The sequence below is a fragment of the Leisingera daeponensis DSM 23529 genome, from assembly GCF_000473145.1.
Taxonomy (GTDB): domain Bacteria; phylum Pseudomonadota; class Alphaproteobacteria; order Rhodobacterales; family Rhodobacteraceae; genus Leisingera; species Leisingera daeponensis.
Genome location: NZ_KI421500.1, coordinates 2,573,478 through 2,594,483, shown reverse-complemented (window position 1 = coordinate 2,594,483; position 21,006 = coordinate 2,573,478). Strand labels below are relative to the sequence as shown.

28 protein-coding genes are annotated in these 21,006 nt (G+C 64.3%); 12 read left to right on the top strand and 16 right to left on the bottom strand.

What is annotated here, in order from left to right:
• Positions 1 to 8: 8 nt before the first annotated feature.
• The 4 genes from rpmE to trmD all read right to left on the bottom strand — a co-directional run bounded on the left by rpmE (position 9) and on the right by trmD (position 2,218).
• A complete protein-coding gene (gene rpmE / locus DAEP_RS0113250; protein ID WP_008555986.1) occupies positions 9 to 230 on the bottom strand; it encodes a 50S ribosomal protein L31 in 222 nt (73 codons plus the stop codon).
• A gap of 11 nt (positions 231 to 241) precedes the next feature.
• Positions 242 to 616, bottom strand: coding sequence for a 50S ribosomal protein L19 (gene rplS / locus DAEP_RS0113245; protein WP_027244967.1), 375 nt, complete (start codon positions 614 to 616; stop codon positions 242 to 244).
• A gap of 349 nt (positions 617 to 965) precedes the next feature.
• Positions 966 to 1,301, bottom strand: coding sequence for a YegP family protein (locus DAEP_RS0113235; protein WP_008555057.1), 336 nt, complete (start codon positions 1,299 to 1,301; stop codon positions 966 to 968).
• Between the two features lie 113 nt (positions 1,302 to 1,414).
• Positions 1,415 to 2,218 (bottom strand): tRNA (guanosine(37)-N1)-methyltransferase TrmD, encoded by an 804-nt coding sequence (gene trmD / locus DAEP_RS0113230; protein WP_027244965.1) that lies wholly within the window; start codon positions 2,216 to 2,218, stop codon positions 1,415 to 1,417.
• Between the two features lie 56 nt (positions 2,219 to 2,274).
• Here trmD and DAEP_RS0113225 point away from each other — a divergent pair, with 56 nt between their 5' ends.
• Positions 2,275 to 3,318: a phosphotransferase gene (locus DAEP_RS0113225; protein ID WP_027244964.1), complete on the top strand. Its 1,044-nt coding sequence runs from the start codon at positions 2,275 to 2,277 to the stop codon at positions 3,316 to 3,318.
• A 9-nt stretch (positions 3,319 to 3,327) separates the two neighbouring features.
• Here DAEP_RS0113225 and rimM read toward each other — a convergent pair whose 3' ends face one another.
• The 9 genes from rimM to DAEP_RS0113175 form a co-directional block, all read right to left on the bottom strand.
• Positions 3,328 to 3,831, bottom strand: coding sequence for a ribosome maturation factor RimM (gene rimM, locus DAEP_RS0113220; protein WP_027244963.1), 504 nt, complete (start codon positions 3,829 to 3,831; stop codon positions 3,328 to 3,330).
• Between the two features lie 153 nt (positions 3,832 to 3,984).
• Positions 3,985 to 4,623, bottom strand: a complete 639-nt coding sequence (bluB, locus tag DAEP_RS0113210; protein WP_027244962.1) for a 5,6-dimethylbenzimidazole synthase — start codon at positions 4,621 to 4,623, stop codon at positions 3,985 to 3,987.
• Between the two features lie 4 nt (positions 4,624 to 4,627).
• Positions 4,628 to 4,996, bottom strand: coding sequence for a 30S ribosomal protein S16 (gene rpsP, locus DAEP_RS0113205; protein ID WP_027244961.1), 369 nt, complete (start codon positions 4,994 to 4,996; stop codon positions 4,628 to 4,630).
• A gap of 60 nt (positions 4,997 to 5,056) precedes the next feature.
• Positions 5,057 to 5,365 carry a chorismate mutase gene (locus DAEP_RS0113200; RefSeq protein ID WP_008555040.1) on the bottom strand — a complete coding sequence of 103 codons (309 nt, stop codon included), beginning with the start codon at positions 5,363 to 5,365 and terminating at the stop codon, positions 5,057 to 5,059.
• A 114-nt stretch (positions 5,366 to 5,479) separates the two neighbouring features.
• Positions 5,480 to 6,082 (bottom strand): GNAT family N-acetyltransferase, encoded by a 603-nt coding sequence (locus DAEP_RS0113195; RefSeq protein ID WP_027244960.1) that lies wholly within the window; start codon positions 6,080 to 6,082, stop codon positions 5,480 to 5,482.
• Between the two features lie 61 nt (positions 6,083 to 6,143).
• Entirely contained in the window at positions 6,144 to 6,710 is a 567-nt protein-coding gene (locus tag DAEP_RS0113190; protein ID WP_027244959.1) for a GNAT family N-acetyltransferase, read from the bottom strand.
• Between the two features lie 149 nt (positions 6,711 to 6,859).
• Positions 6,860 to 7,411 carry a GNAT family N-acetyltransferase gene (locus DAEP_RS0113185; protein WP_027244958.1) on the bottom strand — a complete coding sequence of 184 codons (552 nt, stop codon included), beginning with the start codon at positions 7,409 to 7,411 and terminating at the stop codon, positions 6,860 to 6,862.
• A 3-nt stretch (positions 7,412 to 7,414) separates the two neighbouring features.
• Positions 7,415 to 8,932, bottom strand: a complete 1,518-nt coding sequence (ffh, locus tag DAEP_RS0113180; RefSeq protein WP_027244957.1) for a signal recognition particle protein — start codon at positions 8,930 to 8,932, stop codon at positions 7,415 to 7,417.
• Between the two features lie 212 nt (positions 8,933 to 9,144).
• Positions 9,145 to 9,672, bottom strand: a complete 528-nt coding sequence (locus tag DAEP_RS0113175) for a hypothetical protein (protein ID WP_027244956.1) — start codon at positions 9,670 to 9,672, stop codon at positions 9,145 to 9,147.
• Positions 9,673 to 9,948: 276 nt separating this feature from the next.
• On the opposite strand from DAEP_RS0113175, the gene DAEP_RS0113170 reads away from it, so the two are divergent.
• Together DAEP_RS0113170 and DAEP_RS0113165 are read left to right on the top strand one after the other, a co-directional pair.
• Complete coding sequence (locus DAEP_RS0113170; protein ID WP_027244955.1) at positions 9,949 to 11,856, top strand: elongation factor G; 1,908 nt, start codon at positions 9,949 to 9,951, stop codon at positions 11,854 to 11,856.
• A 142-nt stretch (positions 11,857 to 11,998) separates the two neighbouring features.
• Positions 11,999 to 12,526 (top strand): prolyl-tRNA synthetase associated domain-containing protein, encoded by a 528-nt coding sequence (locus tag DAEP_RS0113165; RefSeq protein WP_027244954.1) that lies wholly within the window; start codon positions 11,999 to 12,001, stop codon positions 12,524 to 12,526.
• Here DAEP_RS0113165 and DAEP_RS0113160 read toward each other — a convergent pair.
• Both DAEP_RS0113160 and DAEP_RS0113155 read right to left on the bottom strand, forming a co-directional pair.
• The gene (locus DAEP_RS0113160; RefSeq protein ID WP_027244953.1) at positions 12,523 to 13,275 is read right to left on the bottom strand and encodes an aspartate/glutamate racemase family protein; all 753 of its coding nucleotides are present in this window, start codon (positions 13,273 to 13,275) and stop codon (positions 12,523 to 12,525) included. The genes DAEP_RS0113165 and DAEP_RS0113160 overlap by 4 nt on opposite strands.
• Positions 13,276 to 13,397: 122 nt before the next feature.
• Entirely contained in the window at positions 13,398 to 13,979 is a 582-nt protein-coding gene (locus DAEP_RS0113155) for an FMN-dependent NADH-azoreductase (RefSeq protein WP_027244952.1), read from the bottom strand.
• Positions 13,980 to 14,098: 119 nt separating this feature from the next.
• Here DAEP_RS0113155 and DAEP_RS0113150 point away from each other — a divergent pair, with 119 nt between their 5' ends.
• The 3 genes from DAEP_RS0113150 (at position 14,099) to DAEP_RS0113140 (ending at position 16,403) form a co-directional block, all read left to right on the top strand.
• Positions 14,099 to 14,977: a LysR family transcriptional regulator gene (locus tag DAEP_RS0113150; protein WP_008553992.1), complete on the top strand. Its 879-nt coding sequence runs from the start codon at positions 14,099 to 14,101 to the stop codon at positions 14,975 to 14,977.
• Positions 14,974 to 15,870 carry a DMT family transporter gene (locus DAEP_RS0113145; RefSeq protein WP_027244951.1) on the top strand — a complete coding sequence of 299 codons (897 nt, stop codon included), beginning with the start codon at positions 14,974 to 14,976 and terminating at the stop codon, positions 15,868 to 15,870. The genes DAEP_RS0113150 and DAEP_RS0113145 overlap by 4 nt, the downstream gene beginning before the upstream one ends.
• Before the next feature lie 107 nt (positions 15,871 to 15,977).
• Positions 15,978 to 16,403: a universal stress protein gene (locus DAEP_RS0113140; protein WP_027244950.1), complete on the top strand. Its 426-nt coding sequence runs from the start codon at positions 15,978 to 15,980 to the stop codon at positions 16,401 to 16,403.
• On the opposite strand, the gene DAEP_RS0113135 is transcribed toward DAEP_RS0113140, so the two are convergent.
• Complete coding sequence (locus DAEP_RS0113135; protein WP_008554111.1) at positions 16,400 to 16,744, bottom strand: ArsR/SmtB family transcription factor; 345 nt, start codon at positions 16,742 to 16,744, stop codon at positions 16,400 to 16,402. The two genes, DAEP_RS0113140 and DAEP_RS0113135, sit on opposite strands and share 4 nt — an antisense overlap.
• A gap of 88 nt (positions 16,745 to 16,832) precedes the next feature.
• Here DAEP_RS0113135 and DAEP_RS0113130 point away from each other — a divergent pair, with 88 nt between their 5' ends.
• The 6 genes from DAEP_RS0113130 (at position 16,833) to DAEP_RS0113105 (ending at position 20,640) form a co-directional block, all read left to right on the top strand.
• On the top strand, positions 16,833 to 17,729 hold the full coding sequence (locus DAEP_RS0113130) for a DMT family transporter (RefSeq protein WP_027244949.1): 897 nt from the start codon (positions 16,833 to 16,835) through the stop codon (positions 17,727 to 17,729).
• A gap of 204 nt (positions 17,730 to 17,933) precedes the next feature.
• Positions 17,934 to 18,269, top strand: coding sequence for an AtpZ/AtpI family protein (locus tag DAEP_RS0113125; protein ID WP_027244948.1), 336 nt, complete (start codon positions 17,934 to 17,936; stop codon positions 18,267 to 18,269).
• A 40-nt stretch (positions 18,270 to 18,309) separates the two neighbouring features.
• A complete protein-coding gene (locus DAEP_RS0113120) occupies positions 18,310 to 19,113 on the top strand; it encodes a F0F1 ATP synthase subunit A (RefSeq protein WP_008556981.1) in 804 nt (267 codons plus the stop codon).
• A gap of 87 nt (positions 19,114 to 19,200) precedes the next feature.
• Entirely contained in the window at positions 19,201 to 19,437 is a 237-nt protein-coding gene (locus tag DAEP_RS0113115; RefSeq protein WP_008553903.1) for a F0F1 ATP synthase subunit C, read from the top strand.
• 89 nt (positions 19,438 to 19,526) lie between these two features.
• Positions 19,527 to 20,075 (top strand): F0F1 ATP synthase subunit B', encoded by a 549-nt coding sequence (locus DAEP_RS0113110; protein ID WP_008554473.1) that lies wholly within the window; start codon positions 19,527 to 19,529, stop codon positions 20,073 to 20,075.
• Between the two features lie 4 nt (positions 20,076 to 20,079).
• On the top strand, positions 20,080 to 20,640 hold the full coding sequence (locus DAEP_RS0113105; RefSeq protein ID WP_008555214.1) for a F0F1 ATP synthase subunit B: 561 nt from the start codon (positions 20,080 to 20,082) through the stop codon (positions 20,638 to 20,640).
• Positions 20,641 to 21,006 lie beyond the last annotated feature (366 nt).

Here is a 21,006-nt window from a genome sequence, read left to right as displayed (position 1 = left end):
CAGGCGGCTTAGAAGCCCAGGCCTTCGTATTTCTTCTTGAACTTGGACACGCGGCCGCCGGCATCCATCAGGCGCGAGGTGCCGCCGGTCCATGCCGGGTGCACGGTCGGGTCGATGTCCAGTGCCATCTGATCACCCTCAGAACCCCAGGTGGAGCGCATCTTGAGGATGGTGCCGTCGGTCATTTTGACGTCGATGAAGTGGTAATCGGGATGAGTGTCTTTTTTCATGATACCGCTCCTCAGGCTTTCTTGGGCTTATAGTTCGCGTCTTCTGCGATACGGGCCGACTTGCCGCGGCGGGCGCGCAGGTAGTACAGCTTGGCGCGGCGCACGCGGCCGCGGCGCACCACTTCGATCGAGTCGATGTTGGTCGAATACAGCGGGAACACACGCTCCACGCCTTCGCCGAACGAAATCTTGCGGACGGTGAACGAACCGGCAATGCCTGCGCCGTTCTTGCGGCTGATGCAAACGCCTTCGTACATCTGCACGCGCGAACGCGAGCCTTCGGTCACCTTGTAGCCGACGCGGATGGTGTCACCGGCTTTGAAATCGGGGATCTCTTTCCCCAGGGCGGCGATCTGTTCCGCCTCCAGCTGTGCGATCAGGTCCATCGCAACTCTCCTAAATTTGCCTGCGGTTCTTGCCGCAGAGGTTTGCGCCGTCATGAGAGCTCCTGGTCTTCACCGGGTCCCGCCGAATGGCAGCCCGCCAGAGATCACGCCGTCTGTTCCTTGCTGCTGGCGGCCGGGTCCCAAGCGAAAACCGAAGAAGATTTTCTGGTGAGTGATCCAACAGCCAGCGGCCCGGAGCCGCAAATGCGAATCCAGACCGGCGTTGTATACGTCCGCGACCCCAACAAAACAAGTGCCCTGCTGCGCCGCGCGCAAGAGTTTTCCCAAAAACGCTTGCCAAATCTTTTCGCAGCAGATTTGCGGGCCGCGCCCCGGCAGTGTCAGGCCGTCAGGCGGTCTGATCGTCCACCGTGGCACCCGGCGCGTTTTTCTTGACCGACTCGATGCCGCCATCGCGGCTTGAGGCGCTGGCATAGCTCTGCGAAGTTCCGATCACCTGGCCGTTGGTGGCCTTCAGATTGAACATGTGCTTGCCCGAAGAGGTCTCTTTGCGCTCATACCGGGCCTCGTCGCCGGCGTTTTTCTTGACCGATTCGATGCCGTTCTCGGCGCTAGCCTTCTGCTTGTAGCCCTCGCTGGACAGAATGTTCTCGCCGTTGCCTGCTTTCAGGCGAAAGCGGAATTCCCCCGCGTTGTCGGTGTAGAGTTCAAATTTAGCAGCCACCCTGTTCACTCCTAATTCTTCATGAATATGAGCGGACTAAAGCACGGCTTGGGGCGCCCGGCAACGGTCTGGCGCTGCGCGCGCCCTCCGGGCCGGACAACCGGCTCCTCCGTTCAGCCGTCTTTTTGGGTCTTGCGGCAATAGGCCTCCCACAGATCCGGGCGGCGGGTTCTGGTGATCTCTTCGCTTATTTCACGCCGCCATTCGGCAATCCGGCCATGGTGGCCGGACATCAGAACTTCCGGTATCTCCCGGCCCTTCCATTCGGCGGGGCGGGTGTATTGCGGATGTTCCAGCAGGCCGGAGGAGAAGCTCTCCTCCTCGGTGGAGGCCTGGTTTCCCAGCACCCCGGGGATCAGCCGCACGGTGGCGTCGATCAGCGCCTGGGCGGCCAGTTCGCCGCCGGTCATGACAAAATCGCCCAGGGAGACTTCCTGGATGCCGTAGTGCTCCAGCACGCGCTCGTCGACGCCTTCAAAACGGCCGCAGAGCAGGGTGATGCCGTCGCACCGGGCAAAGTTCTGCATCATCTGCTGGTCCATCCGCCGCCCGCGCGGGGACAGGTAGACCAGCGGCCAGTTGCCCCGGGTGTCCGCCATCGTGTGCTCGATCGCCTCGCCCAGCACGTCGGCTCTGAGCACCATTCCGGCGCCGCCGCCGGCGGGCGTGTCATCCACGTTGCGGTGCTTGCCGATACCGAAGCCGCGCAGGTCGACGGTTTCCAGCTGCCACAGGCCCTCCTGCAGCGCCTTGCCGGTCAGGCTTTCACCCAGAACGCCTGGAAAGGCCGAAGGGAACAGCGTGATGATCTTGGCTTTCCACACCCCCGCCAAATCCGGCGTCGGCGTCATCAGCTCGCGCGGCTTCAGGGTCGGGCGGATGGCTTTGCGGCCATGAGATTTGCTTGGTGCAGTCATAATGTTGCTGTTTAGTGCAGTCAGATTTCCACGCAATAAAAAGCTTTGGTGTTTCGATGAATTCAGAACAGCCGCCTGCGGCAGCCCGGCACGATCCGTTTGCCGCGATGGACGCGGTAGAGGCCCGTGCGCGGGCGCTTTGGCCCAGGGCGGCCGCTGAAGCCGGCCTGCCCGAAGATGGGGCCGTGTTCCGCAGGATGCAGGTCAACAGCGGTGTTGAGCATCGCCGCTGTGTCTTGGAGGTGCGGACCTCGGATGGCCGGAGCTTTGTCTTGCGTGCCGATTTTGAGGCGTCCGATCCGCTTCGGCAGGCCAGGATTCTGGACCGGCATCAGGCCGCTGCAGACAGTTTGAAGGCGGTGCCGGGCGTGTCTGCACCCGCGCTCCTGTGGCGGGACACGCAGAGTCCGGCTGTCCTGCTGGAATTCGTCCGGGGGGATACGGCGCACCGCGAATTGGCGGTCGCGGATTACGGCTTCGGAGACCGGGGCAGTGTTTTGCGGCGGATTGGGTCTGCGGTGGCCGCATTGCATGAGGTTTTCGGTGCTGGGGAAAGGCAGTTTTGGCCGAAGCCGTTTCTGACCCAGGTTTCAAGCCAGGCTCAAGAGGTGCGCGACGGGCGGCTGCCGGTACCGAAACCCAACAGGTTCCTGGGGCTTTGCGCCTATCTGCACCGGGCAGGGCGGCGCGCGCGGGGGCAATCCTTTCGCGCCGCGGTCGAACATGGCGACCTGCATCTGCGCAATATCCTCATGTCGGAGACAACCGTCTCCTTTATCGACTTTTCAAACCATGACGGCATCTTCCCGCAGCGTGATCTGGCCAATATCTGGCTGGCAAACTGCCCGGACCACCTGGCCGCGGACGGCCAGACGCCCGGGTTCGGGCTGGTTGCGCAGGCCGATTGGGAGGCGTTTCAGGATGGGTACGGCGCGGATCTGGTGAATGATCCCGTTTTCCGCTTCTTCTATGCCCACCGCCTGTTCAGAAGGTGGGTGGGATTGTGCCGCAAGCCGCCGGAGCAGAATCTGAAAAGCGCAGAGATTGCGGTCAGGTTTGCCCAGGTGTTTGAGGCGCTGCTGGGAGAGGAAGCGGGGTGATTACCCGCCTCAGAACAGCCCGTCGGGCGGATCGGCAATGATGCGGCCCTGTGTCAAGTCCACGGTCGGCACCGCCTCCAGGGTGAAGGGCAGCAGCACCGTGGCCTTCAGCCCGGGGCCGTGGATCTCTAGCAGGTCCGATGCGCCGTGGTTCTGCACCGATTTCACCGTGCCCAGAAGGGTGCCGCCGGTGTCATAAACCTCCAGCCCGATCAGGTCAGCGTGGTAGAACTCGTCATCCGGCAGTTGCGGCAGCTGATCGCGGCGGGCAAACAGGCGCAGGCCCTTGATGGCGTCGGCGTCCTCCTTGGTTTCCACGCCTTCCAGCAGTGCGGCAAAGCCGTTTTTGATCGGGCGGGTGATAGTCAGAGAATAGGTCTTGGACCCGTCCTCATTGCTGAGCGGGGAGTAGTCCTCGATCTCTTCCGGGACCGCACAGAAGCTTTTGAGCCGCACTTCGCCGCGCACCCCGAAGGATCCGGCAATTGCGCCAACGCAGATCAGATCGCTCATGGTGTCAGTCCTTTGCACAGAACCCCGCGCGCAGCCACTGGCCGCCGGATTGTTCGCAGAGCTCCACTTGGTGGTTGCGTTCAAAGAAGATGCCCGCGGTAAAGGCCACTGCAACAAAAAACACAAGCCTTATCAACCGTCCCATGGGCGGCCTCAGCGGGTTTCAAGCAGCAGATCCGCCATCCGGCTTTCCCAGCCGGTCTCTTCCAGTTCCGGCGTGTCCGAAAGCCGCTCCGGGTAGCCAATGCAGAAATAGCCGATCAGCTGCCAGCCTTGGGGCGCGTTCAGGTCGCGGTTCAGCTGCTGCGGATCCAGGACGGAAACCCAGCCCAGGCCCAGCCCCTCGGCGCGCAAGGCAAGCCAGAACAGGGTGATGGCGGTGACCACCGAATAGCGGCGCATCTCCGGCATCGTGGCGGCCCCCAGGCCGTGGCCCTGAGCGGTTTCGTCATCGCAGTAGACTGCCAGCTGCACCGGGGCGTCGCGCATGCCTGACAGCTTGAGCCCGGCATAGCGTTCGGCACGCTCGCCGGAATACCCCGACAGCGCCTCGGCATTGGCTTTTTCGAAATTCTTCAGCGCAGCGGCGCGGGCGGTGTCGCTCTCCACCCGCAGGATGCGCCAGGGTTCGCTCAGCCCCACCGACGGGGCGAGCGGAATGGCAGAGAGGCAGCGCCGCAGCACTGCCTCCTCCACCGGATCGCTGTGGAACCGGCGCACGTCGCGCCGGAGCCGCATCAGCAGATCAAGCTGGCTGCGGAACTCTTCGGGAAAAGCGCCCCGCAGCTCCACGGAATTATTCCGCGTCTGCAGCTGCTTCGGCGGCTTCAGCAGCCTTTGCAGCTTTCTCTTCTGCGCGCTCCTGGGCTTTCTTGCCCGGGGTGCCTTTTTTCGGGTTGCTGCGCTCGGCCTTCTCGCGGACGCCTGCTGCTTCCAGCATGCGGGCGATACGGTCGGTCGGCTGGGCGCCCTGGTCCAGCCAGTGCTGCACGCGCTCCAGGTCCATTTTCACGCGGTCTTCCGAGTCTTTCGGCAGCAGCGGGTTGTAGGTGCCCAGCTTCTCGATGAAGCGGCCGTCGCGCGGCATGCGGCTGTCAGCAGCCACGATGCGGTAGAAGGGACGCTTTTTCGAGCCGCCGCGGGCCAGACGGATTTTCATTGCCATGGGTACATCTCCTTTGATGGCGTTGTCCGGGGTATGCCCCGGTTGTTCCTGTTGTCGTTGTTATTCTTGGTGTTTCTTGTGGTGGCGGATGACCTCATCAATGATGAAGTTCAAAAATGCCTTGGCGAATTCAGGGTCCAGATCGGCCTGTTGCGCCAGGTCTTCGAGCCGTGCGATCTGCGCCGCTTCGCGGGTCGGATCGGACGGGGGAAGGTCGTGTTCGGCCTTGAGCCGGCCCACCGCCTGGGTGTGCTTGAAGCGCTCGCCCAGAGTGTAGACGAGGATCGCGTCCAGGCGGTCGATGCTCTCGCGGTGGCCCTTCAGCAGCTGGGCTGCGCGGGCGACGGGATCTTGGATATCTGTTGTCATCAGCTTCTCCGCAATGCAGCAGGCCGGGGGGGCATCAAGAGGGTGCCGCGCGTGCAGCGGGCGTGCACAATCTGTGCACCGCCGCAGTGCAGCGACATGGTATCGAAACGCTGTTCAGTCAATGGCCCAACCCTCCGGTTTGAAGAGCGGGTCGGCATAATGGGCGATTTCCATGTCGATCCCATGCGCAATCTGGCTGTCCTTCAGGGCGTCCGGGGCGGGGTGGCGGTAAACCGCATCGTTGCCGTCGATGGTGGCGGCCTCGTGGTCCTTCCTGGCGCCAAGCCGTTCCGCGAGCCGGATCGAGTCGAGATTCTTGGGGTCGATATAGCTGACCGCGGTCTCCCAGCCCAGATTTGAATAAAAATGCCGACGTGCGGCGTGCGAAGCCTCCAGCGCATAGCCCTTGCCGGCCGCACCGGGCCAGATGATCCAGGCGATCTCACGCTCGGGCCAGCCCGCGGGCTGCCAGCCGCCGGCCATGCCGTAGGTCTCGCCGCTGTTCTTGTCGTGGATCATCCACATGCCAAAGCCGCGCACCTGCCAGTGGCCGATCTCGGCGGCATAGAGCATCCAGGCCTCGTAAGGGTTCAGCGGCCCGCCCATGAAACGGGAGCGGTAGGAGCTGAAGGTGGCCTTGAAGTCCGGGTAGTCCTGCGGTTCAGGACCGCGCAGCACCAGGCGGCGGGTTTCGATCACCGGGATGTCAAACGGCATCAGCGCGCTCCTTCCACGGGAAGGGCGCGGCCGGGCCGGGATATGGTCCCGCTGAGGCGCATCAGTGCAGCAGCCCCCGTGCATCCTGCGGGCCGGACGCGCCGGCCGGCGGCATGTGGCGCCAGGCGCGGATGTTGGGCGCGGGCTGCAGACGGAAGGAAACCGGCTTTTCCGGGCGGGCGCCGACACGGCGGGCCAGCGCGATGGAGGCGTCGTTCTCCTCCGGCACGTAAGAGACGATGGTGTCCCAGCCTGCCTCTGCAAACAGCCAGTCGAGCACAGCCTGCGCGGCTTCGCTGGCATAGCCCTTGCCGCGGCCCGGCTCCATCAGGTGCCAGGACAGTTCCGGCTCCGGCCAGCCTTTCGGGAACCAGGGGCCGACGAGGCCGACCGTCATGCCGGTGCTGCGCTCGACCACGGCAAACAGGCCGTAACCGTGCAGGTGCCAGTGGCCGATGATGGTGGCAATCGACCACCACAGGGAATCCGGGTCCTCCGCCGCGTCGATGAAACGCGATGCGCCCGGGTCCAGGAAAGCAGCGTTTGCGTCAAACTCCGGATCAGCCGGAGAAATCAGCATCAGACGTTTCGATACGAGGCGCGGATACCGTTTTTGCGAGTCATTCATCATATACCCCTTCGCCCGGGCGGCGGACCGCCCGGCCTGAATTTCACCCATCCGGTGAAGGAGTATCGGGGAGACTGCGTAATTTTCAGTTAAGCAGGCCGCCCCTGCAGCACCCGGACGGGTCCGGCTGGAGCTGATTTGATGGAAGCTCATGCGTAGGCCTCCATTCCGCCGTCGCAGGGAGCGGCGGGCGCGGGGTGGCGGTAGACCAGTTCGCGCCCGTGCTTGGGGTTGTCGAAGTCTTTCTCGAACACCGCGCCGAGCCGCTCTGCCAGGGCCACCGAGCGGGTGTTGCCCGGGAAGATGTTGGAGCAGAGCGCCGGCAGGCCCATCACTTCATAAGCATGGTTGCGGGCGGCCCGGGCAGCTTCGGCCATGATGCCGCGGCCTTCACCAGCCGGAAAGGCCACCCAGCCCAGTTCCGGTTCCGGCCAGCCTTCGGGCTGCCAGATGCCGGTGATCCCCAGCACCGCGCCGCTGTCCTTGCAAGTGATGGTCCAGAAGCCAAAGCCCCGCATCGCCCAGTGGCCCACCGACATGGTGAACCAGCGCCAGGCCTCGTTGCGATCCAGCGGCCCGCCAAACCCCCACGAGCGCGCTTCATCGGCGAAGAACGCTGCCACCGGCCCGAAATCCGCCGCCTCCGGTCCGCGCAGGACCAGGCGTTCGGTTTCAAGCTGAGGGATGGCGGGGAGAAGCATGGCTTATTTCTTCTTGCCGAAACCGCTGAGGCCCGCGGGAAGGCCCATGCCGCCGAGGCCGGGGAGGCCGCCGGGCAGGCCCTTGCCGCCGCCCATCGCCTTGGCCGCCGCTTCCAGCGCCTTGGGGTCCATCTGGCTGGGGTCCATGCCGGCCATATCGGGCATGCCGCCCTTGCCGAACATGCCCTTCATGGCCTGTTTCAGCATCTTGCCTTTGCCCATCTTGCCCATCTTCTTCATCACATCGGCCATCTGCCGGTGCATCTTCAGAAGCTTGTTGAGGTCGGAGACCTCCATGCCGGAGCCGGCCGCGATGCGTTTCTTGCGGCTCGCTTGCAGCAGGGCGGGGTTGGCGCGTTCTTTCTTGGTCATAGACTGTATCATGGCGATCTGGCGCTTCAGCACCTTGTCGTCCATGCCGGCATCCTCGACCTGTTTGGCCATCTTGGCCATGCCGGGCATCATCTGCATCATGCCCTGCATCCCGCCCATCTGAAGCATCTGTTCAAGCTGCATCTTCAGGTCGTTCATGTTGAACTGACCCTTCATCATGCGCTTCATCATCTTCTCGGCCTGTTCGGCCTCGATGGTTTCCTGGGCCTTCTCGACCAGCGCCACGATGTCGCCCATGCCGAGGATGCGGCCAGCGATCCGGTCGGCCTCGAAGGTCTCCAGCGCGTCCATCTTCTCGCCCAGGCCGACAAAGCGGATCGGCTTGCCGGTGACGGCGCGCATGGACAGCGCGGCGCCGCCGCGGCCGTCGCCGTCCATCCGGGTCAGCACCACGCCGGAGATGCCGATCTTGGCGTCGAATTCCTCGGCCACCTCAACGGCGACCTGGCCGGTCAGGCCATCGACCACCAAGAGGGTCTCGCGGGGGGAGACCACGTTGCGGACGTCCTCGACCTCCTGCATCAGGGTCTCGTCGATGTGCAGGCGGCCGGCGGTGTCCAGCATGTAGACGTCATAGCCGCCCAAGGTTGCCTGCTGCTTGGCGCGCTTGGCGATATCGACGGGTTTCTGGCCGGGCACGATCGGCAGGGTGTCAACGCCGATCTGCATGCCCAGCACCGCCAGCTGGTCCATCGCCGCCGGGCGGTAGACGTCGAGCGAGGCCATCAGGACCTTCTTGCCCTCTTTCTCCTTCAGCCGCTTGGCGAGCTTGCCGGTGGTGGTGGTCTTGCCGGAGCCTTGGAGGCCGACCATCAGCACGGGGGCAGGCGGGTTGTCGACCTTGAGCTTGCCGGGGTCCTCGTCGCCGCGCAGCACATCGACCAGCGCGTCATGCACGATCTTCACGACCTGTTGGCCCGGGGTCACCGATTTGGTAACCGCCTGGCCGGTCGCCTGCTCCTGCACCTTCTTGACGAAATCGCGGGCAACCGGCAGCGAGACGTCGGCCTCTAGCAGGGCAACACGCACCTCGCGCAGAGCGGATTTCACGTCCTCTTCGTTGAGGGCGCCCTGCTTGGTCAGCCGGTCGAAGACGCCGGAAAGGCGTTCGGATAGATTTTCAAACATGCCTGCGGCCTCCTGATGCCGGTTTCAAAGTGTGGCGCCCCCGTATGTAGGGGACATGCGGTCCATGCGCAAATGCCCCCACGGTGCTGGTGTCAGTCGTGGGGGCAAACCAAACGAGTTTGCCCCCACGGGCGTAACACGCTGGTGGGGGGCGATCCCTGGCACGGGCAGGGACCGGAAGACATGAGATCTCCCGGATGTTTGAGCAGGCGTTACGCGGAATGGGGTGCGGAGTCAACCTTTTCGGGCCCGGCAGCAGGCAGCCACGCATTGACTACATCAGCCAGCCGCTGCGGGCCGCTGCCATTGGTGTAGGCCTCGACCACCGGGTGGCGGCCGGCGCTCATGCCGCTGTCCAGCACCAACACCGCGCGGTAGAGCGTGCGGGTGCGGCCCTCGCTGCGGCTGGTGGTGCTTTCCACCTCGGCGCGGGAGAGGTCGGCGAAGCGGTGCTCCACTTTGCTGTAGCCGAACACCGACTGGCGCCGGATCACGATGCTGCCGCCGGGCCGGTCGAGGATCACCTGCACCCGGCGGACGAAGAGGCAGAAGGCGGCAAAGCCCATGCCGCCGCCCAAAGCGGCAAACCCCAGCCCGAACCAGAGATTTTCGCCGCCGGTGCTGGCGGCACCCAAGCCTGCGCCAACAAAGGCGAGGATAAACAGGATAAGGGCGATGCCGATGAACCAGGGGGTATCGGCCAGAATCAGCTGCTCGGGCGTGTTGCGGGTGATTTTCATGTTGTTAGCGTAGCCTAGGGAGAGTCGGCCGGGAGGGGAAATCGGCGTCACATACGTCGAAACCGTGCGCGGGGCGCCGCCGCTACGCCCTCTGCGCGCTTGACTCGGAGGCGGGTGGCTGGCCAACATCACACGGTGGCCCAACGCCGGTCACTCACTGGACGGGCTGGCTCGAATGAGCCGCGAGGCAGATCTTCAGCACAGGCAGTTCACGCGAACCTCAGCGTCCGCGGCCCTTTACGGGCAGCAGCATCAGCCATGGGAGGATCTGAGAACATGCGCGTTTTCACTATTCTGGGACCGTCGCAGTCCGGCAAATCAACGCTGGCCACGGCGCTGGCCAATCTGGGCAGCGCCGCGGGCAAACGGCAGGAGGTTGCAGGCGTCGCCGCTTTGCAGCCTTTTTCATTTATGGGGGAGGACTGGGCCGCGATCGACATCGCGGGCGGGGCCGACAATCTGGCGCAGGCGGGCCCGGCGCTGGCCGCCAGCGACGCTGCTGTCCTTTGCGTCCCGGCTGACGCCGGCGCTGCGGTCCTCAGCGCGCCCTATTTGCGCAAGCTGGAGGAGGCGGGGATCCCCGCCTTTATTTTTATCAACCGGATGGACCAGGCAACGGACCGGGTGGCGGAGATCGTTGCTGCGCTTCAGGCCTATTGCAGCCACAACATCATCCTGCGGCAAGTACCGATCCGCGAGGACGGGCAGGTTGTGGGTGCTGTGGATCTGATCTCGGAGCGCGCTTGGCAGTATCAGGAGGGCAAGCCGTCGGCGCTGATTGAGCTGCCGGTGGCGATGTATGCCCGCGAGCAGGAGGCGCGTACCGAACTGCTGGAGGCGCTGGCGGATTTCGATGACACGCTGCTGGAGGAATTGATCGAAGATCAGAAAGTGATGGCGGATGAGGCCTATGAGGTGGCCACCAAGGTGCTGCAGCACAATGATCTGATCCCGGCTCTGATGGGATCGGCGGAGCACCGGAACGGGATCCGGCGGCTGATGAAGTCGCTGCGCCACGAGGCCCCCGATGTCGGTGCCGCGCTGGAGCGGCTGTCGCAGGGCGGCAAGGTGGTGGCGGTCGGCTGCATGGCCGATCTGGTCAAGCATCTTGGCAAGACGGTGCTGGTGCGGGCGCTTGATGGCAATGTCGGCAACGGGGTGCCGGTTGGCGGCGCAACGCTCGGGTCGCTGACCGGTGTCGGCTCGGCGGCCATCACCCGCCTGACACCCGGGGATATGGGGCAGGCGGTGAAGTCGGACCATTTGAACCTGGGCTTTGCCTATGGCCCGGACGGCGCTGCGCCGCTGCCGGACTGGGCGCAGCCGCGGCCCTCGACCTTCCGGCGGGTGATCACCCCGGTGCATGATCGTGACGACGCGCGGCTGTCGGGCGCGCTGGAGCGGCTGGCGGAGATCGACCCGGCGCTGGTGGTGGGCCAGGATGAGGCCAGCGGCCATGTGCTGCTGAGTCTGCAGGGGCCGCTGCACATGCGCCGGATCAAGCAGGCCTTGAAGGACGAGTTCGGCGTCGAGGTGGAGGAAGGGCCGGTGCCGCCGGCGCTGCGCGAGACCATCAAAAAACCCGTGCAGGTGCATTACCGCCACCGCAAGCAGTCCGGCGGCGCCGGCCAGTTTGCTGATGTGGTGATCGAGATGAAGCCTTTGCCGCGCGGCAGCGGGTTCGTGTTCGAGGAAACCGTGAAGGGCGGTGCGGTGCCCAAGAACTACATCCCCTCGGTCGAGGCCGGCGCGCGCGAGGCGCTGGCGCAGGGCCTCAATGGACACCCGGTGGTGGATGTCTGTGTGACGCTGAAGGACGGCAAGCATCACTCGGTGGACAGTTCTGACTATGCCTTCCGCACCGCGGGCAAGAACGCGGTGAGGGAAGCGCTGGCGGAGGCTGGCGCGGTGCTGCTGCAGCCGATCATGCGGGTGCAGATCCATGTGCCGTCGGTTTTCACCGGCGGGCTGGTGCCGGTGGTGAGCGGGATGAAGGGCCAGATCCTGGGCTTTGAGGCCGAAGATGGCGTTGCCGGTTGGGACGTGTTCGAAACGCTCTTGCCGATGTCGGCGCAGGACGACTTGTGCAACACGCTGGCAAGCGCCACCCGCGGCACCGGCTGGTTCAGCACTGATTTCGACCACTACGAAGAGGCGCGGCGGGCGGATTTCGCCGAGGCGTGATCCGGCCGGGCGGCGAGCGGTCTCGCCCGCCCTCCAGTGCGATGGCGCAAAACGGGGCGCAGGGGGCGGAACAGCTCTTGCGCCCCGCAGCTATTGTCTGTGATCTGCGCAGCAATTCGATACTGGCTTGCGGAGTAAGATCATGGATGCGTCATCGGCCTATCAGGACAGCTTGCCCGTCTCCTCGGACGCGCTGCTGAAGCAACTGGACGATTGGGGCATCGCCTACCGGCTGCACACCCATGTGCCGCTGCGGACGGTGGAGGACGCCAAGGCGGTCGAAGATCAGTTCATGGTGCCGGGCGAAAATGCGCTGCGGCTGAAGAACCTGTATCTGCGGGACAAGAAGAAGCGGAACTATCTGGTGACGCTGCAGCAGGACCGGGAAATCGACCTGAAAGGCCTCGGTGCGCGGATCGGTGCGGGCAACCTGTCTTTCGGCTCGGCGGACCGGCTGCTGGAGAACCTGGGCATCCGGCCCGGTGCGGTCAGCCCGCTGGCGATGACCACCGGCGCGCAGAAAGGCGTCGCCTTCTATATGGATGCCGCCGCGAGGGAGGCGGATGTGATTTACATGCATCCGCTGGTCAATGACCGCACCGTGGCGATGACGCGTGACGATGTGATGGCGTTCTTTGAAAAGACCGGCGTCGCGGTGAACTGGGTCTAACCGGACTTTTCCACCTCCAGCGCCAGATCCAGCGCCGCGGCGACATGGGCGGCGGAGGGGTTCACGAACAGGAAGCCGCCGGCCTCGAAGCTGACGTCGTCGATATGATCGGGGAAGGCCAGCGGCAGTTCGGTGCAGGCCAGCAGGATGGCGGTGCCGGGCCGGGCGTGTTTGCCACAGAAGCGCAGCAATCGATCCTGCGCGCCACAGGCCGCGCCGCCGTAGAAATCCTCGTCAATCATCGCCTGCATTTCGGCGATCTCCGCCTCCGGCAAGGTATCATTTGCGCTGACACCGTGTTCAGCCAGCACATTCGCGTAGTTGCGGGCCTGCATCGTGACCGCCGTGCCCAGCACCAGTGCCTGCGTGGTGCCGGTTGCGGCGGTGGCCCTGGCGGTGGCGTCGAAGATGCTGAGGACCGGCATCATCACACCCTCACGGATAGCGTGCAGCCGGGCGTGCGGGGTATTGGAGGCGATCAGAGCGAAGTCGCAGCCCGCGCGTTCAAGCCTCAGCATGGCCTCGCGGAAGACGGCGTCGAATGCGGCCCAGCTGGCCTCATCCCCAGGGCGGCCGCGCAGCGCGCGGGTTTGCGCCTGCACAACGGATTCGATGGTGATGGGCGGCACCGGCAGCGGCGAGCCTGCGCCGTGGTCCGCAAAGTACCGCCCGGCACCTTCGCAGATGGCGCGGTAATAGTCGATGGTCGAGGCCCAGCCGACGCCGCCGAGAATGCCGATCTTCTTCATCAAATTGCCCGCCCTTGAAATGATGATGCGGGCAGACTGGCACGGCAGCGGAGGGCTGCCAAACGTAAAAAACCGCCAGCGCTCCGCGGGGAGGGCTGGCGGCGCCGCCTGGGGGCCGGGGATCAGGCGGCCAGGGCTTCGATCTGGCTTTCCGCCTTGGCCAGGGCGCTGCCGGCGTCGATGGACATGGCGTCGGCGGCCACGATCTCGACATCGGTGATGCCGATGAAGCCCAGCACGTGGCGCAGGTAGGTGGTTGCAAAGTCGATGTCGGAGCCGGCCCGGGTGCCGCCGGAGGCCATGGCGATGATGGCGCGCTTGCCTTCCAGCAGGCCAACGGGTCTGGTTTCATGGTACTGGAAGGTGAGGCCGGCGCGGGCCACCAGGTCGATCCAAGCCTTGAGCGTGGAAGGCACCGAGAAGTTGTAGACCGGCGCGCCGATCACGATGGTGTCCGCCTGTTTCAGCTCCTCCACCAGCGAGTCGGAGAGGGCGAGCAGCTGTTTCTGCTCGTCGCTGCGCTGATCCGCCGGGGTGAAGTTGGCGCCCACCCAGGCGCCGTCCAGCAGCGGCAGCGGCGCGGCCAGATCGCGGCGGATCACTTGGTCAGCGCCGAGGCGCCTTACGATCCGGGCCGAGAGGTCGCGGGTGACGGAGCCCTCGATGCGGGCGGAGGAGTCGATGTGGAGAACGGTGCGGGTCATTTTCCTGGTCCTATGCTTGTTGCTGACAGGAATTTGAGGTATTGCAAATTTGAACGCAACGGCGATCAAATAACAACATTTGTGCGCTGGCGCGCAGTTCTGCTGGCAGGGAGACTGGCATGGAAAACTGGGATGAAGTCCGTACCGCCTATCAGGTGGCCCGCATGGGCACTGTCAGCGGCGCGGCGGACGTGCTGGGGGTGCATCACGCCACCGTAATCCGCCACATCGACGCGATTGAGGCGCGGCTGGGGGTGAAGCTGTTCCAGCGCCATGCCCGCGGCTATACGCCAACGGAGGCCGGGCAGGACCTGTTGCGGGTGGCGCAGGCGACGGACGATCAGTTCAGCCAGCTGGTCGGGCGGCTGAAGGGGCAGGGCGACGATGTGTCGGGCGAGCTGGTGGTCACCTCGCTGGCGTCACTTGCGCCGATGATGGTACCGGCGCTGAAGCAGTTTCAGGACATGCACCCCGGGCTGATCATTCGCTACCTGACCGGCGAGCGGCTGTTCCGGCTGGAATACGGTGAGGCGCATGTGGCGGTCCGCGCGGGCAATGCGCCGGATCAGCCGGACAACGTGGTGCAGCCCTTCATGAAGCAGCAGGTCGGCCTTTATGCCGCCAAGACCTATGCCGACAAATATGGGCTGCTGAAGGGGGTGGAAGATATCCCCAATCACCGTTTCGTCGGCCAGGACGACGAGGGCAGCCGGGCGCCGTTTGCGCGCTGGCTGCGGGCCAATGCCCCGGCGGAGGCGATTGCCTTCCGCTGTACCGACGGAGCGACCCTGAAAGCGGCGGTGCGCAGCGGCGCGGGGATCGGGTTCATGGCGGCCTGGGAGGCGCGCCAAGAGCCTGATCTGGTGGAGATGATGGCGCCGCAGGAAGACTGGGAGGGCGCCCTGTGGCTGGTCACCCATGTCGATCTGCACCGGACCACCAAGGTGCAGGCGTTCCTGAAGTTCCTGAAGGAGCAGGTGAAGGACTGGCAGCTGTGAGCGAGGCGCTGCGCGGGCATCTTGCGATGCTGATGTTCTCGGCGCTGGTGGCAGGGTCGTTTTCGCTGGGCGTTATGGTGGCGAATGAGATCGCGCCCGCGGCGCTGAATGCGGCACGTTTCGGCATTGCCGCGGTTGTGATCGGCGCGGCGGCGCTGGCGACCACCGGGCTGCGGCGCGCCCACTTCCGCGCGCCGTGGCGGTTTGCTGTGCTGGGCGGGCTGTTCGGCGGTTATTTCGTGCTGATGTTCTATGGACTGCAGACCGCGGCGCCGGTCAGCGCCGCGGCGGTGTTCACGCTGGTGCCGGTGATGAGCGCGCTGTTCGGCTGGCTGCTGCTGCGCCAGATCACCACCCCCTGGATGGCGCTGGCACTGGCGCTGGGCGCGGCCGGGGCGGTCTGGGTGATTGTGCGCGGCGACTTGGGCGCACTGGCGGCGTTTGAGATAGGCCAGGGCGAGATCATCTATTTCTGGGGCTGCGTGCTGCATGCCATCTATACGCCGATGGTGCGCAAGCTGAACCGGGGCGAGCCGGCCGTGGTGTTCACCTTCGGGATGCTGCTGGCGGGCGGCGCGCTGCTGACCGCCTTCGGCTGGCGGGACATTCTGGCGACTGACTGGATGCAGCTGCCCGGCATCGTGTGGATCGGCCTATTCTATCTGGCGGTCTGCGCCAGCTCTGCCACTTTTGTGCTGCTGCAATACGCAACCCTGCGGCTGCCTTCGGCCAAGGTGATGGCCTATACCTACCTCACCCCCAGCTGGGTGATCCTCTGGGAGATCGCACTGGGCCGGGGCGCGCCGCCAGGCATGGTGCTGATCGGGGTGGCGATGTCGGTGGTGGCGCTGGTGATGCTGCTGGAGGGCGCGCGGGAGCAGCAGCCCGCGTGACTGCTGCGGTTCCGGCTGGCGCCGCTTGATGGAGGTCAAGGCGTGCGCAGCTGTCCCGGCTACCATGGCAGAGGCAGGAAACGCGCTCAGGTAACGAGGAGCGTGACATGTTCAAGCACATCCTGGTCCCGGTGGACCTGCGCCTGCCCGACCCGGTGTCAAAGGCGCTGGACGTGGCGATGGAGATGGCCCGGATCGAAGGCGCGCGCATGACGCTGGTCAACGTGTCCGGGGGCGCCACGGGAGAGACCTTCAACGATGCCGCGGCAGAGGAAGTCATGACTTCGCTGGCCCGGAAAATCGAGGACAGGATTGCCTGCAAAACCGGCGGGGTCAAAGTGGAGGGCATCACGGTCCACTCAAACGACGTCGCGGCAGAGGTGGATAGCATCCTGGCCCGCACGGTGAGGGAAACCGGTGCCGATCTGGTGATCGCGGGCAGCCATGCGCCGCGGCTTTTGGATTACATCACGGCCTCCCACGCGGGGTACCTGGTGCGCCATTCCAAAGCCTCGGTCTTTGTCGTGCGCTAGCCCTCGGTCCGGGTGTTCCCGGCGTTGAATTCGGCTTCGAGGAAACGCTCGAATGCATCCAGGTTCACCGGCTCGAACTGGCCAAAGCCCTGCATCCAGACCGACGCCGCGCGCATGGCGTCGGGCTGCAGCTTGCACCATTTGACCCGGCCGCGCTTTTCCTGCGCAATCAGGCCCGCGCGGGTCAGGATCGTCAGGTGCTTGGAAATTGCTGCCAGCGACATCTCGAAGGGGTCCGCCACATCGGTGACGGCCATGTCGTCCTCCAGCAGCATGGTAAGGATCGCCCGGCGGGTCGGGTCGGCCAAGGCTGCAAAGACACTGTCGAGGGGATCACTCATGCCTTCACTCCTATCCACAGCCCGGGGATTTGACAATCGGTCCTGAGCCGTCATGGTAGCGCCTTTCAGGCGCGCGGGGATTGATGGCATGGCATTGAAGTACTGGCTGGTGATTTTCATCCTCGGCATCGGCTGGGGCATGTCGTTCATGTTCAACGCCATTCTGCTGCGCGAGCTGGGACCGCTGTCAGTCTCGATGGGGCGGGTGGGCTTCGGCGCGCTGGGCTGCTGGATCTATGTGCTGGCAGCGCGCAAGCCTGTTCCCGCAGCGCCGGGGCGCTGGCTGGGGCTGTTCGGCTTTGGCGTGCTCAGCTATGCCGGCCCCTTCGCCTTTTATGCGCTGGGCCAGCAGCACATCGCCAGCGGCGTGGCCGGGATCGTCAACGCCACCACCCCGGCGATGGCGGTTGCCGTCTCGCATTTCTGGCCCGGCGGCGAGCGGGCGACGGTGCTGAAGTCGCTGGGAGTGCTGTGCGGCTTCCTGGGCATTGTGCTGCTGTCGCTGCCGCTGTTGCAGGGCGGCCAATCGTCGGAGGCCTGGGCGGTGCTGATAACGTTGTGCGCGCCCCTGTGCTATGCCTTCTCCGTAAACATCGCGCGCAGCTTCAGGGATATGGAGCCGGTGGTCCTGGTGGCGATTGCGCTGACCGGCGCCACCGCCGCGATTGCGCCGCTGGCCATCTGGAGCGAAGGCCTGCCGCACGTCACGCGGATGGAGACCTGGGCGTCCTTGCTGGTGATCGGCTTTGTGCTGACCTCGGCGGCCTTCATCGCCTTTTACTGGGTGCTGCCCAAGGTGGGGCCGACCAACATCACCCTGCCGACGCTGATCGCGCCGGTCTCGGCCCTGTTCCTGGGCACCTTTGTCCTGAAGGAGCAGCTGCTGGCCGCGCACCTGTGGGGCATGGCGGCGATCCTGATGGGGCTGCTGCTGATTGACGGGCGGATCGTGCGTTTGCGGATGCCGCGGCGGCCTGTCCGCTAAAATCAACCTTTCGGTTGAATATGGAATCCGGGGCGGTTTGGCGCTAACGCGTGCTGCGGCAAGGCGGCGCGGCTTGTGATGTTTCAGTTTTGTCCATTACTTTTCAATGGCTTGACGTAAATCTGAATCTTCAATCCTTGTAATTGACTCCTTAGCTCCTTGGCCTTAGCACCCTTCACAGAACTTCGCGTGAGGATGGCGCCCGTGACCGACGACGACCAAAAGCAGCGCATGGCGCAGCTGGAGGAGAAGCTGGCGGCGGCGCGTAAGGCCCAAGAGCCCAAGCCGCGCGCGGATGAGCATTATTCGATGGCCAACATGGCCTGGCGGATGGTGATCGAATTGGTGGCCGGTCTCGCGATCGGCTTTGGCATCGGATACGGGCTCGACCTGCTGTTTGGCACGCTCCCGATCTTCATGGTGCTGTTTGTATTGCTGGGGCTTGCGGCCGGGGTGAAGACGATGCTTCGCAGCGCGCAGGAGATCCAGGACAAGAAACTGGCCGATGAGGCCGAAAAAAATGCGCAAGACCGGGACTGATCCGACGGGATCGGCTGCCGGCGACAGGAGAAGCGGACCGATGGGCAAAATTTTCTTTTTCGCAGTTCTGGCACTGGTCGTAGTGTCGGGCCTGATTTTCGCTCCGGCGGAATCAAAGCTGGCGATCCACCCGATGGACCAGTTCATCGTGAAGCCGCTGTTTGGCGGTGACCACGTCTCCTGGTACACCCCGACCAACGTGACCCTGTGGATGGGCCTGGCGGTTGCTGCCGTGTTCGCGCTGCTGGTGCTGGGCTCCTCGCGCCGCGCCATCGTGCCTGGCCGCACCCAGTCGGTGGCGGAACTGGCCTATGGCTTCATCTACAAGATGGTCGAAGACGTGGCCGGCAAGGACGGCGTCAAGTTCTTCCCCTACATCATGACCCTGTTCATGTTCATCGTGATGGCCAACTTCCTGGGCCTGATCCCGATGTCCTTCACCACCACGTCGCACATCGCAGTTACTGCAATCCTCGCGGCGCTGGTGTTCTTCACCGTGACCATCGTCGGCTTCGTCAAGAACGGCGCCGGTTTCCTGGGCCTGTTCTGGGTGTCGAGCGCGCCGCTGGCGCTCCGTCCGATCCTGGCCATCATCGAACTGATTTCCTACTTCGTGCGCCCCGTCAGCCACTCCATCCGTCTTGCCGGTAACGTGATGGCTGGCCACGCGGTTCTGAAAGTGTTCGCAGGTTTCGCTGGCGCCCTGGGCCTGTTCAGCTTCCTGCCGATCTTCGCGATCACTGCAGTTTACGCTCTCGAAGTTCTGGTGGCCTTCATCCAGGCCTACGTGTTCACCATCCTGACCTGCGTGTACCTGAAGGACGCACTGCACCCGAGCCACTAAGGCCAGGATCTGAAAGCTAAACGGGTGCGCCCTGACCGGGCCTGCCCACCCTAGAAATCACCACATTCCATCGTAAGGAGAGAAATCATGGAAGGCGATATCGCACAACTCGGTCAGTTCGTCGGCGCAGGCCTGGCAGCAATCGGTTCCGGCGCAGCCGCAATCGGTGTGGGCCACGTGGCTGGCAACTTCCTGGCAGGCGCTCTGCGTAACCCGTCGGCAGCTGCCGGCCAGACCGCAACCCTGTTCATCGGCATCGCGTTTGCAGAAGCACTGGGCATCTTCTCGTTCCTGGTCGCTCTGCTGCTGATGTTCGCCGTCTAAGACCTTAGGAACCTTTTTCCTTACGGCCGGGCAGTGCGGCTTTAAACCTGCACTGCCCGGTGTAACGGCAAGTTCCCAAGGAGGACGACATGGCATCAAATACGCAAGACGCAGCACACGGCGCCGCTGACGCAGCGCACGGGTCTGCTCCGGGCATGCCTCAGCTGGACTTCTCGACCTTCGGGAACCAGATCTTCTGGCTCGTGGTCGCCCTGGTCGTGATCTACCTCATTCTGTCGCGCGTCGCGCTGCCCCGCATCGCTGCGGTGCTGGCCGAGCGTCAGGGGACCATCACCAACGACCTCGCCGCGGCTGAAGACCTGAAAGCCAAGGCTGTCGAGGCCGAAAACGCATACAACAAAGCTCTGGCGGATGCCCGCGCTGAAGCTCAGCGCATCGCCGCTGAGACCCGCGCAGAAATCCAGGCCGGGCTGGACGAGGCCATCGCCAAAGCAGACGAACAGATTTCTGCCAAGGCCGCCGAGTCCGAAAAGGCGATCGCCGAAATCAAGGCCGGGGCGCTGGAAAGCGTCAAGGCTGTTGCCACCGAGACCGCAGAGGCGCTGGTGACCGCGCTGGGCGGATCGGCAGACAAAGACGCAATTGCTTCGGCAGTTGCACAGCGGACGAAGGGATAAGGACATGCGCAATATTCTCGCTCTTGCCCTGACCTTTGGCGCGGCCGGACCAGCGCTGGCGGCAGAAGGCCCGTTCCTGTCTCTGGGCAACACCGATTTCGTTGTTCTGCTGGCATTCCTTCTGTTCGTCGGCATCCTGCTGCTGGCCAAGGTGCCGGGCCTGCTGGGCAACCAGCTGGACAACCGTGCCGAGGCCATCCAGAAGGAACTGGACGAAGCCCGCGCGCTGCGTGAAGAGGCCCAGACCATCCTGGCGTCTTATGAGCGCAAGCAGCAGGAAGTTCAGGCCCAGGCCGATCAGATCGTTGCTGCCGCCCGTGATGAAGCTGCCCGTGCAGCGGAAGTTGCCAAGGCGGATCTGGAAACCTCCATCGCCCGCCGCCTGGCGGCCGCCCAGGAGCAGATCGCTTCGGCGGAAGCCTCGGCTGTGAGGGAAGTGCGCGACCAGGCGATCTCGATTGCTGTTGCTGCAGCGGATGAGGTGATCTCCAAGCAGATGACCGCCGCCGAGGCCAATAAGCTGATCGACGCCGCCATCGCGGATGTGGACGCCAAGCTGCACTAAGGTCTGGCGACACCACTGAAATCAAAGAACCCGGTCCGAGTGGCCGGGTTTTTTCGTTTCGGGAAGGGAAGCTTTTGAGCCCTTGGCGGTCATTGCGCGGCTGGCCTGTCGCTGCATCCGCACCGGACAGTTTTCAAGCATAGCGGACGTGTGGCGGCTTCAGGAAATACCTGAACTGCATTCGTTTATTCGGCTTAAGTAGATGATTTGGATCCATTGGCAGATCTCAATCCGCAATTCATGCCCCAATTCTGCTGTGTTTGTGCCACCGTGATCCCACACTGCAAGTTCATAGCACCCTGATGTATTTTCAAGTCCGCCAAATGCTGCCGGCATGGCAACCTAACCTGGTTCGGCCGCATCCAT

What these genes read in the sequence shown, in the direction of transcription:
- DAEP_RS0113120 (WP_008556981.1), top strand. Translation starts at nt 18,310, where the DNA reads ATGGGCAAAATTTTCTTTTTCGCAGTTCTGGCACTGGTCGTAGTGTCG.
- rimM (WP_027244963.1), bottom strand. Translation starts at nt 3,831, where the DNA reads ATGAGCGATCTGATCTGCGTTGGCGCAATTGCCGGATCCTTCGGGGTG.
- DAEP_RS0113160 (WP_027244953.1), bottom strand. Translation starts at nt 13,275, where the DNA reads ATGAAGAAGATCGGCATTCTCGGCGGCGTCGGCTGGGCCTCGACCATC.
- DAEP_RS0113150 (WP_008553992.1), top strand. Translation starts at nt 14,099, where the DNA reads ATGGAAAACTGGGATGAAGTCCGTACCGCCTATCAGGTGGCCCGCATG.
- ffh (WP_027244957.1), bottom strand. Translation starts at nt 8,932, where the DNA reads ATGTTTGAAAATCTATCCGAACGCCTTTCCGGCGTCTTCGACCGGCTG.
- DAEP_RS0113185 (WP_027244958.1), bottom strand. Translation starts at nt 7,411, where the DNA reads ATGCTTCTCCCCGCCATCCCTCAGCTTGAAACCGAACGCCTGGTCCTG.
- DAEP_RS0113140 (WP_027244950.1), top strand. Translation starts at nt 15,978, where the DNA reads ATGTTCAAGCACATCCTGGTCCCGGTGGACCTGCGCCTGCCCGACCCG.
- rplS (WP_027244967.1), bottom strand. Translation starts at nt 616, where the DNA reads ATGGACCTGATCGCACAGCTGGAGGCGGAACAGATCGCCGCCCTGGGG.
- DAEP_RS0113130 (WP_027244949.1), top strand. Translation starts at nt 16,833, where the DNA reads ATGGCATTGAAGTACTGGCTGGTGATTTTCATCCTCGGCATCGGCTGG.
- DAEP_RS0113115 (WP_008553903.1), top strand. Translation starts at nt 19,201, where the DNA reads ATGGAAGGCGATATCGCACAACTCGGTCAGTTCGTCGGCGCAGGCCTG.
- DAEP_RS0113105 (WP_008555214.1), top strand. Translation starts at nt 20,080, where the DNA reads ATGCGCAATATTCTCGCTCTTGCCCTGACCTTTGGCGCGGCCGGACCA.
- DAEP_RS0113195 (WP_027244960.1), bottom strand. Translation starts at nt 6,082, where the DNA reads ATGCCGTTTGACATCCCGGTGATCGAAACCCGCCGCCTGGTGCTGCGC.
- DAEP_RS0113165 (WP_027244954.1), top strand. Translation starts at nt 11,999, where the DNA reads ATGGATGCGTCATCGGCCTATCAGGACAGCTTGCCCGTCTCCTCGGAC.
- trmD (WP_027244965.1), bottom strand. Translation starts at nt 2,218, where the DNA reads ATGACTGCACCAAGCAAATCTCATGGCCGCAAAGCCATCCGCCCGACC.
- rpsP (WP_027244961.1), bottom strand. Translation starts at nt 4,996, where the DNA reads ATGGCAATGAAAATCCGTCTGGCCCGCGGCGGCTCGAAAAAGCGTCCC.
- DAEP_RS0113155 (WP_027244952.1), bottom strand. Translation starts at nt 13,979, where the DNA reads ATGACCCGCACCGTTCTCCACATCGACTCCTCCGCCCGCATCGAGGGC.
- DAEP_RS0113190 (WP_027244959.1), bottom strand. Translation starts at nt 6,710, where the DNA reads ATGAATGACTCGCAAAAACGGTATCCGCGCCTCGTATCGAAACGTCTG.
- DAEP_RS0113170 (WP_027244955.1), top strand. Translation starts at nt 9,949, where the DNA reads ATGCGCGTTTTCACTATTCTGGGACCGTCGCAGTCCGGCAAATCAACG.
- DAEP_RS0113175 (WP_027244956.1), bottom strand. Translation starts at nt 9,672, where the DNA reads ATGAAAATCACCCGCAACACGCCCGAGCAGCTGATTCTGGCCGATACC.
- DAEP_RS0113225 (WP_027244964.1), top strand. Translation starts at nt 2,275, where the DNA reads ATGAATTCAGAACAGCCGCCTGCGGCAGCCCGGCACGATCCGTTTGCC.
- DAEP_RS0113110 (WP_008554473.1), top strand. Translation starts at nt 19,527, where the DNA reads ATGGCATCAAATACGCAAGACGCAGCACACGGCGCCGCTGACGCAGCG.
- DAEP_RS0113200 (WP_008555040.1), bottom strand. Translation starts at nt 5,365, where the DNA reads ATGACAACAGATATCCAAGATCCCGTCGCCCGCGCAGCCCAGCTGCTG.
- DAEP_RS0113135 (WP_008554111.1), bottom strand. Translation starts at nt 16,744, where the DNA reads ATGAGTGATCCCCTCGACAGTGTCTTTGCAGCCTTGGCCGACCCGACC.
- rpmE (WP_008555986.1), bottom strand. Translation starts at nt 230, where the DNA reads ATGAAAAAAGACACTCATCCCGATTACCACTTCATCGACGTCAAAATG.